10 protein-coding genes are annotated in these 17,753 nt (G+C 63.3%); 2 read left to right on the top strand and 8 right to left on the bottom strand.

The features are described from left to right. Positions 1-356 precede the first annotated feature (356 nt). Genes CQ020_RS11960 through CQ020_RS11950 form a run of 3 tightly spaced genes read right to left on the bottom strand, consistent with a single transcriptional unit; the run spans position 357 to position 7,946 of the window. Entirely contained in the window at positions 357-4,064 is a 3,708-nt protein-coding gene (locus tag CQ020_RS11960; protein WP_105692043.1) for a 1,4-alpha-glucan branching enzyme, read from the bottom strand. 1 nt (position 4,065) lies between these two features. Next, positions 4,066-5,862 carry a maltose alpha-D-glucosyltransferase gene (gene treS, locus CQ020_RS11955; RefSeq protein ID WP_105692042.1) on the bottom strand — a complete coding sequence of 599 codons (1,797 nt, stop codon included), beginning with the start codon at positions 5,860-5,862 and terminating at the stop codon, positions 4,066-4,068. Further along, on the bottom strand, positions 5,862-7,946 hold the full coding sequence (locus CQ020_RS11950) for an alpha-1,4-glucan--maltose-1-phosphate maltosyltransferase (protein WP_181151862.1): 2,085 nt from the start codon (positions 7,944-7,946) through the stop codon (positions 5,862-5,864). The genes treS and CQ020_RS11950 overlap by 1 nt, the downstream gene beginning before the upstream one ends. A gap of 125 nt (positions 7,947-8,071) precedes the next feature. Between CQ020_RS11950 and glgP the strand changes: the two genes are divergently transcribed. Further along, positions 8,072-10,696: an alpha-glucan family phosphorylase gene (gene glgP, locus CQ020_RS11945; RefSeq protein WP_181151857.1), complete on the top strand. Its 2,625-nt coding sequence runs from the start codon at positions 8,072-8,074 to the stop codon at positions 10,694-10,696. A 190-nt stretch (positions 10,697-10,886) separates the two neighbouring features. Here the strand turns inward: glgP and CQ020_RS11940 are convergent, their stop codons facing one another. From CQ020_RS11940 to glgX, 3 genes are read right to left on the bottom strand one after another with little or no spacing between them, the layout of a single operon-like run. Continuing rightward, positions 10,887-11,246 (bottom strand): barstar family protein, encoded by a 360-nt coding sequence (locus tag CQ020_RS11940; protein WP_105692040.1) that lies wholly within the window; start codon positions 11,244-11,246, stop codon positions 10,887-10,889. Positions 11,247-11,252: 6 nt separating this feature from the next. Next, the gene (locus CQ020_RS11935) at positions 11,253-11,726 is read right to left on the bottom strand and encodes a ribonuclease domain-containing protein (protein ID WP_105692039.1); all 474 of its coding nucleotides are present in this window, start codon (positions 11,724-11,726) and stop codon (positions 11,253-11,255) included. A 40-nt stretch (positions 11,727-11,766) separates the two neighbouring features. Further along, a complete protein-coding gene (glgX, locus tag CQ020_RS11930) occupies positions 11,767-13,881 on the bottom strand; it encodes a glycogen debranching protein GlgX (RefSeq protein WP_105692038.1) in 2,115 nt (704 codons plus the stop codon). Between the two features lie 239 nt (positions 13,882-14,120). Between glgX and CQ020_RS11925 the strand changes: the two genes are divergently transcribed. Then, the gene (locus tag CQ020_RS11925) at positions 14,121-14,930 is read left to right on the top strand and encodes a carbon-nitrogen hydrolase family protein (protein ID WP_105692037.1); all 810 of its coding nucleotides are present in this window, start codon (positions 14,121-14,123) and stop codon (positions 14,928-14,930) included. A 268-nt stretch (positions 14,931-15,198) separates the two neighbouring features. Here CQ020_RS11925 and rlmB read toward each other — a convergent pair whose 3' ends face one another. Both rlmB and cysS read right to left on the bottom strand, forming a co-directional pair. Further along, positions 15,199-16,191, bottom strand: a complete 993-nt coding sequence (gene rlmB, locus CQ020_RS11920; RefSeq protein ID WP_105692036.1) for a 23S rRNA (guanosine(2251)-2'-O)-methyltransferase RlmB — start codon at positions 16,189-16,191, stop codon at positions 15,199-15,201. Between the two features lie 80 nt (positions 16,192-16,271). Beyond that, positions 16,272-17,726 carry a cysteine--tRNA ligase gene (cysS, locus tag CQ020_RS11915; RefSeq protein ID WP_105692035.1) on the bottom strand — a complete coding sequence of 485 codons (1,455 nt, stop codon included), beginning with the start codon at positions 17,724-17,726 and terminating at the stop codon, positions 16,272-16,274. Positions 17,727-17,753: the final 27 nt, after the last annotated feature.

The following is a 17,753-nucleotide window of genomic DNA, read 5'->3' as shown; positions in this document are numbered from 1 at the left end:
AAACAACAGACACACCCGGCACCACCAAACCCCCACAAAGGGACAGGATCGCTCCGGAGCAACTTTTCAAACTTACCGGCTAGCTTCCTCCGAGTCAAATCGGCATGCTTGACTTGATTTTTCCTTGCGGTATCTTGTCAGCTTGCGATCTCTACTCGTGGAGCAGCGCGGGTACTAACTATACCCCTACTTCCCCGGGATGGCAAAACCGGTCAACGACACACCCTCTCTTCCGAGCAAAATCCCGGAAACAAAGGGAAGAGGGCCCGGAACCATTGCTCCGGACCCTCATCATCCGAGGAGCTACTGCCCCCGGTCACTGCTGCAAGCACTCAGACGGCTGCGATCGGCCCAGACTACTCGGCCGGCGCGAACCAGGAAGCGCCAAGCGGAGGCAACGTCACGGTCAGCGCCGCAGGCTGCCCGTCAGTGCCCGGCGTCGAAGCCTTCAGCGACCCTGCGTTGACAACCCCGGAGCCGCCGTACGTCTCAGCGTCGGTGTTGAGGACTTCCACCCACTCCCCCGCTGCCGGCACGCCCAGGATGTAATCCTTGTGCGGACCACCCGAGAAGTTCACTGCGCAAACCAACGGCTTGCCGTCGTGACCCCAGCGGATGAATGTGAGGACGTTGTGATCGGCATCCCCACCATTGATCCACTGGAAACCGCCGGCCTCGTTGTCCCGCTGGTAAAGGGCCGGGGTTGAGGTGTAGAGCTCGTTGAGATCCTTGATGAGGAGCTGCAGTCCGCGGTGCGCAGGAATGTCAGCGAGGAACCAGTCCAGCCCGTACTGTTCGGACCATTCCGCTTCCTGACCAAACTCAGTGCCCATGAAGATGAGCTGCTTGCCCGGATGCGCCCACTGGTACGCGAAGAAGGCACGCAGGTTGGCCAGTTGCTGCCACCGGTCACCCGGCATCTTCCGCAGCATGGAACCTTTGCCGTGAACTACTTCGTCGTGGCTGATGGGCAGCAGGAAGTTCTCAGTGAAGGCGTAGACCAAGGAGAACGTGATGGTGCCGTGGTGCCACTTGCGGTTGATGGGGTCTTCGGAAATGTACTTGAGCGAGTCATGCATCCAGCCCATGTTCCATTTGAGCCCGAAGCCAAGCCCTCCGTGGTTGGTGGGTGCCGTAACACCAGGGAAGGCGGTGGATTCCTCGGCAATGATGATGGCGCCGGGGTGGGACTTGTAGACGGTGGCGTTGACTTCCTGCATGAAGGAAATGGCTTCGAGGTTCTCACGGCCACCGAACTTGTTGGGCTTCCACTGCCCCTCTTCACGGGAGTAGTCCAGGTAGATCATGGAGGCCACCGCATCTACCCGCAGGCCATCGATGTGGAATTCCTCCAGCCAGTACAGGGCGTTGGACACCAGGAAGTTCCGGACCTCGCTGCGCCCGAAGTCGAAGATCAGGGTTCCCCAGTCCGGGTGTTCGCCCAAGGCAGGGTCCGAGTGCTCGTACAGCGGCTGGCCGTCGAATTGTGCCAGCGCCCAGGAGTCTTTGGGGAAGTGGGCCGGGACCCAGTCAAGGAGGACGCCGATGCCGGCCTGGTGGAGGGAATCCACCAGGAACCGGAACTCGTCCGGGTGTCCGAACCGTGAGGTTGGAGCGAAATAAGAGGTGACTTGGTAGCCCCATGAACCACCGAAGGGGTGCTCCGCTACGGGCATGAACTCAACGTGGGAGAACCCGAGCCACTTAACATAGTCCACGAGTTCCTTGGCAAGCTCCTTGTAGCCAAGGCCCAGCCGCCAGGAGCCCAGGTGGACCTCGTAGACGCTCATTGGCGAATTGTGCGGGTCCTTCGCGGCACGGGCGCTCATCCATTCCGCGTCCTTGAACCGGTAACTGGCGTCCACCACACGTGAGGCAGTCAGCGGCGGAACCTCGGTACCGAAGGCCAAGGGGTCGGCTTTTTCCACCCAGTGACCCGCCTTGGTGAGGATCTCGTATTTGTAGCACGCCCCTGCTACAACGCCCGGGATGAAGAGTTCCCACACACCGGAGGAACCCAAGGACCGCATCCCATGGGACCGGCCATCCCACCCGTTGAAGTCGCCCTTCACGCGGACAGCCTGGGCGTTGGGGGCCCACACGGCGAAGGAGACTCCGTCCACCTCGCCCAACGCGGAGCGATAGTGCTGGACGTGTGCCCCCAGGACGTCCCAGAGGCGTTCGTGGCGGCCTTCCCCGATCAGGTGCAGATCCACCTCACCTACGGTAGGCAGGTAGTGGTACGGGTCATCAATGGTGACGGGTTCGACGTCGTACACCACTTCCAAACGATAATCAGGCACGTGGCCGGCCTGCAGCGGTTCCAGGACTGCGGTCCAAACGCCGTGCGCCTCATGGGTCATGTCGGTGCGACCAGCTTCCGTCACAACAGCCACGGACTTCGCGAGGTGCTTCACGGTACGGATGGTGACGTGGCCGTGATCGTCCAGGTGGGCGCCAAGCACAGAGTGTGGTGCATGGTAGGCGCCGGCCGCCACGCGTTCCAAGGTCTCGGAGTCCACATGCAGGGGAATACGGGGCCGTTCGGTGCGTGCAGAGCCAGTCATGTCATTACCTTCCGCTGTAGCTGCCGCATGCTTGCCGCGGCTTGTATTGTCGAGGATTCGTCGGGATGCGTTCACCGGGATCGACAGCCAGTCGGGCCGGTTCCGCAACTCGTAAACAACCTCGTATAAGGCCTTGTCCAGCCACAATGCCACAAAGAGCGGCGAGCGGCGGTCAATGGTTCCCGGGGTGACCTCGCTGTAACCCTCAAGGAACGCGGCAGCGCAGTCATCCACCCAGGTTTCGGGAACCCGGGCACCGGCGTTTTCGCGCGTGGCGGCACCGGCTGCGTAGTCGAAGGAGCGCAGCATTCCGGTGACATCCCGCAAAGGAAGATCGGGAGAATTGCGCTCATCAATGGTCCGGAGCGGCTCGCCCTCGAAGTCGAGGATGGCCCACCGTCCCGGCTGTCCCTCAGCGCCGGGAACCAAAAGGATCTGGCCCAGGTGGAGGTCGCCGTGGACGCGCTGCAACTGGCCGACGTCCCGGGGATCCAGTGCCGCCAGCAACGAATCGAGTTGTTGGTCATGGGGCCCGACGGCGGACGAGGCTTCCGCCCACGATCCCCGGACTCGCCGGTCTACTGTGGCGATGATCTCCGGCCCCTGTTCCTGTCCGTCCAGGGTGCCGAACGTTTCCGCGAGCCTGGCGTGAACCGTGGCTGTGGCAGCGCCGAGGCCGCGGGCTTCTGCCGTGAAATCCTTGCCGGCCGCGGCTGCCTCTACTGCCAGGCGCCAGGCGTCCAAGCCTCCGAGGAGGAACTCGTGGGCAACAGCCAGCTCGCCGGCGGCCAGTGCGGAACCGTTCGATGCTGTGGAACCGTTCGACGCCGGTCCATCCCACGAGCCGCTGATCCATCCGAGCGTCGCGGGAACCTCGGTGGTCCCGGCCGCCGTCAGGGCGGCGCCAAGTTCCACCTCAGGATTCTTACCGGCGGCAAGCACGCGGAAGATTTTGACGATCGCTGCCGAACCGCCGTCGTCGATGATGACTGAGGTGTTGGACTGCTCTCCGGAGAGGACCTTCACGGACGTGGGATGCCCGGGGAGCGAGACGCGGCCACGAGTCAGGTGACCCTGGGCACCGGCAGCCGCCCCTTGAGCTGGCACAGTTCCTTCACTGCGCATAAGTTCCAGCCAGGCAGTGACGAAGCCGGGATCGAAGACGGCGTCGTACACGAAGCGCAGGCCCCGTTGAGGATCCGCCAATTCCCCCAGCAAAGCTGTTGTGGCCTCCGGCAGCGGCTGGCTCCTGTAGCTCAACGGAACCTGGACAACGTCAGTCCGCGAACCGCCGTCGGCCGTTCGGTGGGTTACCGCCAACAGCACCACTTCGAACTGTGCCTCGACGCCAGTATGGGTGCCGCTGGCAGGGGGGAGGCTGAAACCACCCACCTGCTCCAGCGCAAAGTCTGGGCTCTTAACCGGGAACCAGCGCTTGCCTGGCAGCCAGGTCCTGAGAAGTCCTTCAATGGAGGGGTTCAAGTTTTCCTTGCTCATCTCATCCTTTGGAGGTCACCACGGGAATCGCCTGGGTATAAGGCGACGTGGGATTGGAAAATGCTGAGCGGACCCGCAGCCAGTAGAAGCTGTGGCTACCCAGCATCACGGTCAAATGACCGTTGTCGCCGACCGCCGGGAAAGGCTGGCCGCCGAAAATATCGCGCAGGCCCCGGCCCGCATACTCAGGGATATCCAGCGTTGCCGCCACGGGGTGCTGTGAGAGGTTGAAGACGCACAGTATGGTTTCGGCATCCTCCCCCTCGGGGTTTCCCGCCGGCAATTCCCGAACGTACGCGAGCACCACCTCATGGTCCGCTTCGATGTGCCGGAAGCCGCCCAGGCCAAACACCGGGTGGTTCTTCCGGACGCTGAGGATCTGGCGGGTCCAGCGCAGCAGAGAGCCCGAATGTGCGGCCTCGGCCTCAACGTTGGCCATGCTGTAGTTGTAGACCAGCGACTGGATGACCGGCAGGTAAAGCTGGCCCGGGTCAGCTCCGGAGAAACCCGCGTTGCGGTCGGGGTTCCACTGCATGGGTGTCCGCACGGCATCGCGGTCATCGAGCCAAATGTTGTCTCCCATGCCGATCTCATCGCCGTAGTACAGGAACGGGCTGCCGGGCAGGGACAGCAGCAACGCATTGATCAGCTCGATCTCCGAACGGGAGTTATCCAGCAGCGGCGCCAACCGGCGTCGAATACCGATGTTGGCCCGCATCCGCGGGTCCGGGGCGTACCAGCCCAGCATGGCGGCGCGTTCCTCGGCGGGCACCATCTCCAGTGTCAGTTCGTCGTGGTTCCTCAGGAAAGTCCCCCACTGCGCCCCCTTGGGAATCTCCGGGGTGTTCCACAGGGTCTCAATGATGGGAGCCGCCTTCTGGTCCCGCAAGGCGTAGTAAAGCCTCGGCATGATGGGGAAATGGAAGGCCATATGGCATTCGGGGGCTTCCTCGGTGCCGAAGTACTCCACCACCTCATGAGGCGGCTGGTTTGCCTCGGCAATGATCACCCGCCCGGGGTAGCTCGAGTCCACCATCCGGCGAAGGTCCTGCAGGAAGGTGTGCGTGGCCGGCAGGTTCTCGCAGTTGGTGCCGTCTTCTTCGAACAGGTAGGGAATGGCGTCAGCGCGGAAGCCATCGATGCCCTGGTCCAGCCAAAACCGGATGACATCGTAGAGCGCCTCGATAACTGCGGGGTTCTCGAAGTTCAGGTCCGGCTGGTGGCTGAAGAAGCGGTGCCAGAAAAACTGCCGGCGAATGGGGTCGAACGTCCAGTTGGACTCTTCGGTGTCAACAAAGATGATGCGCGCGTCCTGGTACTTCTCGTCAGTATCGCTCCACACATAGAAATCGCCGTAGGGGCCCGTGGGGTCCTTCCGCGATTCCTGGAACCACGGATGCTGGTCCGAGGTGTGGTTCAACGGCAGGTCGATGATCACCCGGACGCCACGCGCGTGGGCCTCGGCAACCAACCTCTTGAAGTCGCTGATGGTGCCGAACTCGTCCAGCACGGACGTGTAGTCAGCGATATCGTAACCGCCGTCGCGCAACGGGGAATGGAAGAACGGCGGCAACCACAGGCAGTCGACGCCCAACCACTGGAGGTAATCCAGTTTTTCGATCAGGCCGTGGAAGTCGCCGGAACCATCCCCGTTGGCATCCGCAAAAGCCCGCACCAGTACCTCATAGAAGACTGCCTTGCGGTACCAGTGTGGATCATGCTGGAGACCTGGGGCGTTCAACTCGAAGGTGTTCTTCGGAGTGAAGTACTGGCTGGGGTTCTGCGGAGAAAAACTCACTAAGGCCGCCTCCGGATGCTCAGAATGTGCGCCGGTTCCACATGCGCGTCAAGCCGCACGTAGTTATGCTCGCCCCATTCCCAGCTCTGGCCGGTGATGAGGTCGTCCACCCGGAACCGGCCGTCCTCGTTGTAGTCCGAAGGATCCAGCTCCAAGGCCGCGAGGTCCAGGGACACTGTGCTTTCGCGGGTGCTGTGAGGATCCACGTTGACCACAATGATCAAGGTGTCCTTGGTTCCGTCCGGCAGCGTTTTGTGCTTGGAGTACACAATCGTGGCGTCGTCGGTGCTGCTATGCAGTGTCAGGTTCTGCAGATCACCCAAGGCCACGTGGTCCTTGCGGATGGTGTTGAGCCTGGTGATGTACGGCGCCAAGGTCCGCCCTGACTCGGCAGCACCTTCCCAATCCCGCGCCTTGTACTCGTACTTCTCGTTGTCGATGTACTCCTCCGCGCCCGGACGGGCAACGTGCTCGTACAACTCATAACCCGCATAGACGCCCCACAGCGGGCTGGCCGTAGCAGCCAACGCGGCCCGGATGCGGAACGCGGCAGGACCCCCATACTGCAGGTACTCGGTGAGGATATCCGGGGTGTTCACAAAGAAGTTGGGTCGGAAGAAGGCCGCGGTCTCGTGGCTGACCTCGTGGAAGTACTGCTCCAGCTCGGTCTTGGTATTGCGCCACGTGAAGTAGGTGTAGGACTGCTGGAAACCGGCGCGGCCCAAGGCATGCATCATTGGCGGGCGGGTGAAGGCTTCTGCCAGGAAAACAACCTCGGGGTTCTTCTTGTTGATCTTGCCGATCAGCCACTCCCAGAACCAGACGGGCTTGGTGTGGGGATTGTCCACCCGGAAAACCTTGACTCCGTGGCTGATCCACAGCTGCACGATCCGCAGGATTTCCTTGGACAAGCCTGCGGGGTCGTTGTCGAAGTTCAGGGGGTAAATGTCCTGGTACTTCTTGGGCGGGTTCTCCGCGTACGCAATGGACCCATCCACGCGGGTGGTGAACCATTCCGGGTTGGTGGCCACCCAAGGGTGATCCGGAGCTGCCTGCAGTGCGAGGTCCAAAGCAACTTCGAGCCCCAGCTCCCTGGCACGGGCCACGAACGCGTCAAAGTCCTCAAAGGTACCCAGTTCCGGGTGGATGGCGTCATGTCCGCCGTCCTTGGAACCGATGGCCCACGGCGAACCGGGATCCTGCGGACCCGGCGTCAAGGTGTTGTTGCGGCCCTTGCGGTGCTCGAAACCGATGGGGTGGATGGGTGGCAGATAGATGATGTCGAAGCCCATGTCCGCCACGGCGTCGAGTCTCCTGGCTGCCGTCCGGAAGTTGCCGGAGGTCCAGACGCCGGTGGAGTGATCCAGCACAGCGCCCTCTGAGCGGGGGAAGAACTCGTACCAGGAACCGCGACCCGCGAGGTCGCGTTCCACCTGCAGCGGGAAACGTTCGGAAACGGTCACCAGATCGCGGATGGGAACGCGTCCGACGGCGGCCAGCACCTCAGGGCTGAAACCGGCGCCCAGGCGCTCCTCGGCAGTCTTGGTGGTGTCGGCCAGCACCACGGAAGCGGCACGCAAGGTGCGCTTCTCCACGGCGCTGCGCCCGGCGTCGTCGGTAGCTTCCGCCAGGAGGGCAGCGCCCTCGGCAAGCATCAACTCGACGTCAATGCTGGCCCCCACCTTGACCTCGGCGTTGTGGTGCCACGTGCCGTAGCGGTCATGCCAGGCTTCAATGACGAAGGACCAGGCACCGGTGCCAGCTGGGGTGATCAGGCCTTCCCAGCGGTCCAGGCCCTTCCACTGCTCCCCCTGGGCAGGAGTCAGGCGGACGCGCTGACGCTCCTTGCCCTTGGGATCGAGCAGCACAGCGGACACGCCAAGCTGGTCATGGCCTTCACGGAAGACCGTGGCGCCCACAACGAGGTCCTCGCCCGGCAAGGCCTTCGCCGGGAAACGGCCACCCTCAACCACCGGCTGCACGGCCGTGATGGGGAACCGGCCGAAGCGAAGTCCCTCGGTGATGTCCGTAGTCGTCTTGGATTTCAGAGCGGTGATGGTTCGCGCGGTTTTCGTCACAACCACGACGTTAGCGAGAAAAATCACAGAATGCTAAGCACACGACCTTTCTCCTCGACGCAAGCTGACTTTTACCTAAAAGAAACCCAATGCAGTTCCGGCTGCCATGCGAGTCCGTTAGTGTGGCGCTCGTGAAGGCAATTCGAAGGTTTACAGTCCGTACCGTCCTCCCCGAGCCCATCAGGCCCCTGGCCCGTCTGGCGACCAATTTGCGCTGGTCGTGGCACCGGCCCACACGGGAGCTTTTTGCGAGCCTCAATCCGGCTCTCTGGGAGGCCTCGCAGCACGACCCCATTGCCTTACTGGGGTCCATCAGCCGCGAGCAACTGCAGGACCTGGCCAATGACGGAGCAGTTGTGGAACGCGTCCAGCACGCCGCAGCCGATCTGGACCGCTACCTCAGCGAACCGCGCTGGTACCAAGGCCTCAACGAGGACGCTCCGGCCTGCATCGCGTACTTCTCCCCCGAATTCGGCATCACCGAAGTACTCCCGCAGTACTCCGGCGGCCTCGGAATCCTCGCCGGTGACCACCTCAAAGCCGCCTCGGACCTCGGTGTGCCGCTGATCGGCGTGGGCCTTCTGTACCAGGCCGGCTACTTCAAACAGTCACTCTCCCGCGACGCCTGGCAGCAGGAAACCTACCCCGTGCTGGACCCCGACGGCCTCCCCCTGACGCTGCTCCGCCACCCGGCCAAGGACGGCGCCCCCGGCAAGCCCGTCCACATCTCCCTGCCGCTGCCCCACGGACGCGAGCTCCACGCGCACGTGTGGCGTGCCGACGTCGGACGCGTTCCACTGCTGCTGCTGGACTCCAACGTCCCCTCCAACGACGAAGCCGCCCGCGGCATCACAGACCGCCTGTACGGCGGCGGCGGCGACCACCGGCTCCAGCAGGAACTCCTCCTGGGCATGGGCGGCGTCAAAGCGCTGCGCGTCTACCAGGAACTCACCGGCACACCCGCGCCCGAAGTGTTCCACACCAACGAAGGCCACGCAGGCTTCCTGGGAATCGAACGCATCCAGGAAGCCATGTCCGACCCCAACGAGCCCCTCAGCTGGGACGAAGCCCTCGCCGCCGGCCGCGCGTCCACCGTCTTCACGACGCACACGCCCGTCCCCGCCGGCATCGACCGCTTCGAAACCGTGCAAATCAAACACTTCTTCGACGCCGGGCTGGCACCCTCAGTGCCCACCGAACGCATCCTGGAACTCGGCCGCGAAAACTACGACGGTGGCAACCCCTCGGTGTTCAACATGGCGGTGATGGGCCTGCGCCTCGCGCAACGCGCTAATGGTGTGGCAAAGCTGCACGGCGTGGTGTCCCGCGAAATGTTCGCCGGACTCTGGCCAGGATTCGACCACTCCGAAATCCCTATCGCCTCCGTCACCAACGGAGTCCACGTGCCCACATGGGTTGACCCCCGCGTCTCGTCCCTGGCACGGAACCAGTTCGGTGCCGAAGCCGAAGCAATGGGACGCTGGGACCTGGCCTACAACGTCAGCGACGAAGACGTCTGGGCCCTCCGCCGCGAGCTCCGCGAACAACTCATCGAAGACGTTCGACGCCGGCTCCGGGCTTCGTGGAAGAAACGGGGCGCCGCCGACGCCGAACTCGGCTGGACCGACTCCGTACTGGACCCCGACGTCCTCACCATCGGATTCGCACGCCGCGTACCCACCTACAAGCGGCTCACGCTCATGCTGCGCGACCCCGCACGCTTGAAGGCCCTTCTGCTGGATCCAAAACACCCCATCCAGCTGGTCATCGCAGGCAAATCGCACCCCGCAGACGATGCCGGCAAGAAAATGATCCAAGACCTGGTCAAGTTCACCGACGACCCCCAAGTCCGGCACAGGATCGTCTTCCTGCCCAACTACGACATCGCCATGGCCCGGACCCTGTTCCCCGGCTGCGACGTCTGGCTCAACAACCCGCTCCGCCCGCTCGAAGCCTGCGGCACCTCCGGAATGAAGGCCGCCATCAACGGCTCGCTCAACCTCTCCGTCCTGGACGGCTGGTGGGACGAAATGTACGACGGCGAAAACGGCTGGGCCATCCCCACCGCCAACAACAACGCATCCTCCGAGGAACGCGACGACATTGAGGCATCAGCACTCTACGAACTCCTCGAAACCCAGGTGGCGCCGCGCTTCTACGGCACAACGGTGGCACAAGCCGCCGGAGCAGCCGGACCCTCGGAATCCAGCGTCGAAACCGTGCCCACCCACTGGGTGTCCATGATCAAACACACGCTGGCCAACCTGGGCCCCGCAGTCTCCGCAGAACGCATGCTCCACGACTACGTCAACAACCTCTACTGCCCGGCCGCTGTGTCCGGACGCAGGGCCGTTGCCGAAGCCTTCAAGGAAGCCAAGGAACTCGCGGCCTGGACCACCAAGGTACGGAACGCGTGGCCCGAGGTTGTGGTGGAACACGTGGACTCCGTCGGCGTCTCCGAAGAACCCCAGGTAGGTGACACACTCCAAGTCAACGCCTACGTTGCCCTCAACAACCTGACACCCGATGACGTCTCCGTGGAGGTAGCCTTCGGCCGTGCCGAGGAATCCGACGAGCTCGAGGACATCGTGGTAGCCGAACTGGACTCCCTCGAGGACCTCGGCGGCGGACGCCACCTGTTCAGCGGCTCCCTGGTGATCAACCGGTCCGGCTCGTTCGGCTATACCGTCCGGGTGTTCCCGAAGCACTCGGCGCTGGCTTCCAAAGCTGAACTTGGATTGATCGCGAACGCCTAAGCAGGCTTGAGTCCCAATCGGGTGACCCCGACCCTCCGCGCGCTGGCTCGTTCCTCGCTTTTGACGCGCGCTTCCGGGCCGGTGTCACCCGTTGGGTTTTGTCTGCCGTGCGGTGCGGCCCATCCAGCTTTGTGGTGCACTCGCCACTTCGGGTTGTCCAAGGTCCGCTGAAGAAGGCGGTGGTTCTTGTTTAGTTTTGGAAGATGGCGATGACTGTCAGGTCCCGGCCGGCGTAGCTTTCTGCGTCTTGCAGGATTTCGCAGACCACTCCGAAGGAACGGTCGGTGCGGTAGGCCGGCGGGACCTGCCAGATCATGGTGACCGGGCTGCCGTCGTCCTCTGAGAGGGCATCGGCGTAGTCATGCAGGGAGTCGTTGAGGGCGTCGAGGTTCACGCCGTAGTACTCGGGGAAATCGAGGACCTGGCCGAAGACCTCAAGGACCGCCTGCTTGGTGGTCGCCGGCGGGACCAAGAGAGTCCGGCGGCCGGCGTCGGAGATCTGCTCCTGCAGTTCTTCGAGCGTCCAGGTATCTGCGGAATAGATCTTCATGGGCTCCTACTTGTCTTCGACAATGAATTTGAAGGACTCGTAATGGTCCGGGGTGTAGTACTTGGCTGAGTCCTTGCCTACGATGATGCGGCGCGCGCCACGGTCGGACTCCCCTGGCGTGGGCACGGTGTACTCCTTGTAGAAGCCACCGGACTTCTTCGGCAGCAATCCCTCGAAGTTGCCGAAGTTCACACCGTCGCGGTCGTAGGGGTATGGGCCGCCCTTGGCAATCAGCGCAAGGGTCTGACGGGCTTCCTTGGGCAGCTGCGAGGCGTTGATGGCGGGCAGCGAAGAAGGGTTGGCGACGGCGGGGGTGGCACCTGCGGTGGCAGTTGCCATCGGTGGCGTCGAAGTGGAGCCAGGTTCCGGCGTCGTGGTTTGCGACGTCAGTGAGCCTCCACCCACCATGGCGACCACCAACACGACGACGGCGATCACCAAGCCCGCGAACGCCACCAGTTTGCTGCGGCTGCGGTTCATGCTGAGAGACTCCCTGTTTGTTGGCGCTGCCAGACGGCAGCTAGGTGCGGTAGATGTTGATGGTGTTGGCTTGCAGGATATCCCGCTCGCCCGAAGCCACCAACGCGCCCTTCCTGCGCTCGTGCAGCACCGAGGTGGTGAAGCGAAGTTCAAACATGCGCTTTCCGATGCCTGACTCGCTCAAGATCTCCGGCAGGACCATTTTCACGTCCTGGTTGCTGCCGTTCACGGAGATCAACCCGCGGATCTCGCTGTCCTCGTGTCCCATCAGGAGCTGGACGGAGCGGACACTGGGATCGTTCCAGCGTGCCGGAGTCATCCGCTTTCCCTTGTCATCAAACCATTGCAGGCTGGACTCGTTCGCGCTGCCGGGGAAACTCTCAGGCTGGTGCCGCAGGAACCAGCGGCGCAGCCTCACCAGTTCACGCGTCGTCCTGAACATGGCGTTGGCTTCCTGGGTCCGGCTCCAATCCAGCCAAGCCGTGGGGTTGTCCTGGCAGTAAGCATTGTTATTGCCCTGCTGGGTGCGCCCGATCTCATCACCGGCAGTGATCATGGGAACACCGAAGGACAGGAGCAAGGTGGCCATCAGGTTGCGGATGGACAAGGCGCGGGCGGCCACAATTGCCTCGTTCTCGCTCCTCCCCTCCACACCGTGGTTGTAGCTGCGGTTGTCTCCGTGGCCGTCACGGTTCTGCTCCCCGTTGGCCTCGTTGTGCTTGCGGTCGTAGCTGACCAGGTCCTTGAGGGTGAAGCCGTCATGAGCGGTGATGAAGTTGACGCTGGCCAGCCGGGTCCGACCCGAGGAAGCAAAGAGATTGGCCGAGCCTGCCATGAGCTCAGCCAAAGAAGCAACAGAGCCGCCTTGACCACCGGACTCCATGGCCGCCCGGTCTGAGAGCCAGAAGCTTCGGACGCCGTCGCGGAAATGGTCATTCCAATCCGACCATCCGTGCGGGAACCGCCCCGTCTGCCAGCCACCATAGCCAACATCCCAGGGCTCGGAGATCAGCTTGACCGCGGAGAGTACGGGGTCTTCGGCGATCGCCTGCAGGAACGGGTGCTGGGGATCAAAAGTATTGCTGGCGTCCCGGCAAAGCGTCACCGCGAGGTCGAAGCGGAACCCGTCCACATGGAAGTCATTTACCCAGTACCGCAGGGAATCCAGGGCGAGGTCAACCACCACGGGATCGCTGAAATCCAAGGTGTTGCCGCACCCGGTGGTATCCAGGTAGCGGCCATGGGCATCATGCCGGTAGTAACGTTTCTCTGCCAAACCACGGAAGCTCAGCGGCGGACCGTCGGGCCCCGCTTCGGCGGTGTGGTTGTACACGACGTCGAGGATGACTTCGATTCCCGCGGCATGGAGCAGTTTGATCATGCCCTTGAGCTCATCCTGCACTGCGTGGGGACCGGCGTTGCGGGCCGCCTCCGTGGCGTAATCAGCGTGGGGAGCAAAGAAGGCAGCCGTGTTGTAGCCCCAGTAATTGGTCATGCCCAAGTCCTGGAGGTGCGACTCATCCAAGTGGAAATGAATGGGCAGGAGCTGGACAGCAGTGATGCCAAGTTCAGTGAGGTGCTGGATCATCACAGGATGCGCCATGCCCGCGTACGTTCCGCGGAGGTGCTCCGGGATGTCCGGGTGCAGCATGGTTTGGCCACGGACGTGTGCCTCATAAATCACCGAGGTCCGCATGGGTGTTCGCGGCGGATGATCGTCGCCCCAGTCAAAGCCTGTATCCACGTGGACGCTGGTGAGGAACTCGCCCCGCTGGTCCACCGCGCGGCCATAGGGGTCGAGCAGCAGCGGCTGGCCGCCGTCGTCGTCCAGGTCCACAGCCGGGATGGAGAGGGGAAGACCGCCCTCGCCGGGGGCAGCCCGGAAACCGTAGCGGGTGCCTGGCGGCATGCCGTTGACGAGGCTGAAGTGCACACCGTCCTCAACGTTGGACAGAATATGGGCCTGCCAAGGTTCGCCAGGTGCTTGGAACACCACCTCCACCCGCTCCAGATCCGGCGCGAAGACGGCCACGTTCACCGAATCGTTGGGGGTGGTTTGGGCGTCGAAAACTCCGGGCTGGGGCGCGCTCAGTCCGAGGGGCCTGGGCTGGGACGCGTCCAGGGCAGCTGCTGTGTCAAAAATCGGCATAACCATTGCTTGCAAGTTTAGTTCCACGCAAAGTATGTACCGCGCGGGCGCCCCATGTGACGACGTTCAGCGTCTCGATTTCATTACTTGCCCCAAGATGGCGGGATTTGATCAGCCGCTCACGTGCTGGAACGCTGCATCCGCACGGTGCGCGATTGAGGTGTCAGCCACGGATTGTGTCGCGATCCGCCGCCTCCGGGCTACCCGCTTGGCATACTGGGACGGAGACAACTGGAGGTTTTATCGTGCGAGTGGCACTTGCCCAAGTCATCACCGGCCGGGATCTGGCCGATAACCTGCGACTCCTGGAGGAGAACTCCCGCCGGGCCAAGGACGGCGGCGCCGAGCTGGTGGTTTTCCCAGAGGCGATGATGCGCGCGTTCGGAAATTCGCTGCTGGACATCGCCGAGCCCTTGGACGGGCCGTGGGCCAGCCGGGTGCGATCCCTCGCCGAGGAACTTCAGCTGGTGATCGTGGCAGGCATGTTCACCCCGGGCAGCCCCTCCGATTCCGGATCCCCGCGGGTGCGGAACACGCTTCTGGCCACCGGACCGGGCGTGGAAACGAGCTACGACAAAATCCACCTTTTTGACGCGTTTGGCTTCGCGGAATCAGACACCGTTGAGGCGGGCACAGAACCGGTGACGTTCGACGCCGGTGGCCTCACCTTTGGCTTGGCCACCTGCTACGACATCCGTTTCCCTGCCTTGTTCACGGCCAACGCCCAGCGCGGAGCCGTGGTGAACATCGTTTCCGCGTCATGGGGCTCCGGACCGGGCAAGGCCGATCAGTGGCAACTCCTGGCCCGTGCCCGCGCAGTGGACACCACCACGTTCGTCCTCGCCTGCGGCCAAGGCGATCCCGCAAGCCAAGGAATTGAAACCAAGGGCGCCGCGCCCACGGGCGTGGGGTACTCCGCCGTCGTGTCCCCGTTCGGACAGGTGCTGGAAGCCCTCGAAGGCGAGCCGGGCCTCATTTTCTACGACCTGGACCCAGCCACCGTGGAAGAAGCCCGGGCAAAACTCCCAGTTCTGGCCAACCGCCGCGACTTCTAACCCTCACTCATAGGCCGAGCATCGGGCTGGTCCCGAGGGACGTGATAGAGCGTCCAGCCCAAGCCCTAGGGAAGTGAAAGAGCGTCCAGCCCAAGCCCGAGGGACGTGATAGAGCGTTGGTATTCGTCCGATACGGGGGCACACAAAAGGGCGCCGCAGGGGCCATCCGGAAGCGTGCGTCTAAGCGAGGAACGAGCGAGCACGCGGAGGATGGCGCTTGCGGCGCCTTCTTGAGGACTACTCAGCGCTTGCGGCGCCTTCTTGAGGATTACTTAGCGGCGCGCTGCCTCGACACTTCGTATAGCGAGATGCCAACAGCCATGGATGCGTTGAGCGACTCCATGGCCGAGTCGATCGGGATCGAGACGATTTGGTCGCAGTTTTCGCGCACGAGCCTGCTGAGGCCCTTGCCTTCGGAGCCCACCACGATGCACACGGGCTCGGTTGCAACGGTGAGGTCGGGCAGCGAGACGTCGCCGTCGCCGTCCAGGCCAAGGACGTAGATGCCCATGTTCTTGAACTGCTTGAGTGCATTGTTGAGGTTGGCAGCACGGGCAACCGGGACGCGGACAGCGGCACCGGCGCTTGTCTTCCAGGCGGACGCGGTGACGCCGACGGAGCGACGCTCGGGGACGATGACGCCGTGGCCGCTGAACGCGGATACGGAGCGGATGATCGCACCGAGGTTGCGGGGGTCGGTGATGCCGTCCAGTGCAACGAAGATGGGGGCGTTGGAGATGTGCCCCTTCTTCCACTTGGCGAGGGTTGTCTCGGCGAGGTCGTAAGCGTCCTCGTATTCATACGGCGGGATCTGCAGAACGAGGCCCTGGTGGACGGCGTCCTCGGTCATGCGGTCCAGCTCAGCCTTGCCCGTTTCGAGCAGCGGGATGCCGCGTTCTGCAGCGAGTTTGAGGGATTCCTTGACGCGGTCGTCCATCTCGATACGGATGGCGACGTGCAGTGCCTTGGCGGGGATGCCGGCGCGGAGGGCTTCGACCACCGAGTTACGGCCAGTCACCAGCTCTTCTGTTGCACGGCCCTTGGGACCGGAGCGGGCGCCTGCGCCACCGGGACGAGTGCCCGGTCCGCGCTTGGCAGCCGAGCGCTCAGCCAGCTGCTTGTTCTTGTATGCCTTGTGGTAGGTCCGTTCCTCCGCCTTGGGCGTAGGACCCTTGCCCTCCAGGGCCTTGCGGCCGTGGCCACCGGTTCCGGTGGTGGGGCCCTTCTTCTGCTTGACCGACCGGCGACCATTATTGGCCATGAGATTCCATCCTTGATTTTGTGAGTAAGTCTGGAATCAAGTCTACTGACCCGATGCAATTCGGGTGCCGCGCCGGATTGTCAGTCGCGTTTGAGGCTCCAGGTGGCGCCGTCCGCACCATCTTCGACCACCACACCGGCAGCAGCGAGTGTGTCGCGGATAGCGTCGGAAGCGGCCCAGTCCTTGGCGGCCCTGGCGGCGGCACGGGCTTCGAGTTGAGCTTCGATCAGCACTTCCAAGGCAGCATGCTCGCGTCCTTGGATGGCTTCCGGACGTTTGACCGAGTCCAGGCCGAGCACTTCGGTCATGGAGAGCACGCTGTAGAGGGCGGTTTTTGCGGCTTCCACGTCGCCCGAGGCCAACGCAGTGTTTCCCGCCCGCACGGTCTCGTGCAGCACGCCGAGCGCCTGAGGCACGTTGAGGTCATCATCCATGGCCGCAATGAAAGCAGCAGGCATGTTGGCTTGCGGAGATACGTCCGAGGCGCCCGTGCCCACCTTGGCGGATGCCTTGTGGATGAAACCGTCAATACGCTCGACGGCGGCCGCGGCCTCCTGCAGGGACGTGGGCCGGTAGTCCAGGATGGAACGGTAGTGGGCCTGGCCGAGGTAGTAGCGGACCACACGGGGCGACGCGAGCTCAAGCATTTCAGCCGGACTCACCGTGTTGCCGATGGACTTGGACATCTTTTCGCCCTCGTACGTGACCATGCCGTTGTGCATCCAGAAGTTCGCGAAGTCGTCGCCGGCAGCCTGGGACTGGGCCATCTCGTTCTCGTGGTGCGGGAAGCGAAGGTCCAGTCCTCCACCGTGGATATCGAACCGCGGGCCAAGGTATTTGGTGACCATCGCTGAGCATTCGAGGTGCCATCCGGGACGTCCGGCACCCCAGGGCGACTCCCACTTGGCGGTGACGGGCTCGCCGTCTTTGAAGCCCTTCCACAGCGCGAAGTCGCGGGGATCGCGCTTGCCGCGGGGGTCGGCGTCGGGCGCTCCCTGCATGTCGTCGATATTCTGCCGGGTCAGCGAGCCGTACTTGCTCCAGGAGCGGACGTCGAAGTAGACGTCGCCGGAGTCGTCCAGCGCGGGGTATGCATGGCCGCGATCGATGAGGCGCTGGATGAGTGCATGCATTTCCGGGATGTGGCCCGTGGCTCGGGGTTCATAGGTGGGCCGTTGGACGCCCAGGGATTCGTAGGCGTTCTCGAATTCCTGCTCGTAGCGGTACGCCAGCGCCCACCACTCTTCTGCATGGCGTGCCGAGGGTTCGGCATCCCAGTCCGGCCCGAACGACTGCGCGGACTTGGCAAGGATCTTGTCATCGATGTCAGTGACGTTGCGTACCACCGTGACCCGGAGGCCACGGAACCCGAGCCAGCGCGTCAGCTGGTCGAAAGCGATGGCCGACCTGACGTGGCCCACGTGCGGCATTCCTTGGACGGTGGCCCCGCAGTAGTACACGCTGGCCTTGCCGTCTTCGAGGGGAACGAAGTCACGGACTTCGGCGGAGGCGGTGTCATAGAAGCGCAGGGTCACCGCTCCAGATTAGCCGATGACGCGGCG

It is taken from the genome of Arthrobacter sp. MYb23 (genome assembly GCF_002979775.1).
In the GTDB taxonomy this organism is placed as follows: domain Bacteria; phylum Actinomycetota; class Actinomycetes; order Actinomycetales; family Micrococcaceae; genus Arthrobacter.
This window is presented reverse-complemented; position numbering and strand designations above follow the sequence as displayed.

Excerpts from the sequence above, each read along its gene's own strand:
- CQ020_RS11940 (WP_105692040.1), bottom strand. The coding sequence starts at position 11,246 with ATGAAGATCTATTCCGCAGATACCTGGACGCTCGAAGAACTGCAGGAG.
- glgX (WP_105692038.1), bottom strand. The coding sequence starts at position 13,881 with ATGGTTATGCCGATTTTTGACACAGCAGCTGCCCTGGACGCGTCCCAG.
- CQ020_RS11960 (WP_105692043.1), bottom strand. The coding sequence starts at position 4,064 with ATGAGCAAGGAAAACTTGAACCCCTCCATTGAAGGACTTCTCAGGACC.
- rlmB (WP_105692036.1), bottom strand. The coding sequence starts at position 16,191 with ATGGCCAATAATGGTCGCCGGTCGGTCAAGCAGAAGAAGGGCCCCACC.
- CQ020_RS11935 (WP_105692039.1), bottom strand. The coding sequence starts at position 11,726 with ATGAACCGCAGCCGCAGCAAACTGGTGGCGTTCGCGGGCTTGGTGATC.